General features: G+C 66.4%; 1 pseudogene. It reads left to right on the forward strand.

The window, feature by feature from the left end:
* Positions 1-239 precede the first annotated feature (239 nt).
* Positions 240-441 (forward strand): annotated as a pseudogene (locus tag D7X55_RS45435) (NADPH-dependent 7-cyano-7-deazaguanine reductase); the annotation flags it as partial.

Raw genomic sequence — 441 nt, forward strand, 5'->3', positions numbered from 1 at the left:
GGGGAAGCCGTCCGGGATTACGATGGCTGGCTGGTCGTCTCCCTTCTCCTGTTGGGAGAAGGTGGCCCGGAGGGCCGGATGAGGGTCGGTCGGTTGGCCAGATCGCGCCATCCGACCCTCACCCTTTCGCGCAATGACGCCGGCTGACGCCGCCGTGAGCTCAAGCCCTCTCCCAATGGGAGAGGGAAGTGGAGCGGGGGAGGATTTTCATACGCGTCGCAAGCGCCTAAATGCCCGGCATGACCCACTATACCGACAACCTCAGCCAGCTCGGCGCCCAGACCGCCGCTCCGACCAGTCCCGAGACGGCGGTGCTGGAGCGGGTGCCGAACCCGCATGCGGATACGCTGTATCTGGCCCGGTTCACGGCGCCGGAGTTCACCAGCCTTTGCCCGGTGACGGGCCAGCCGGACTTCGCCCACATCGTCATCGACTATGCGC

Origin of the sequence: Corallococcus sp. AB049A (assembly GCF_003668885.1) — a bacterium.
In the GTDB taxonomy this organism is placed as follows: Bacteria; Myxococcota; Myxococcia; order Myxococcales; family Myxococcaceae; genus Corallococcus; species Corallococcus interemptor.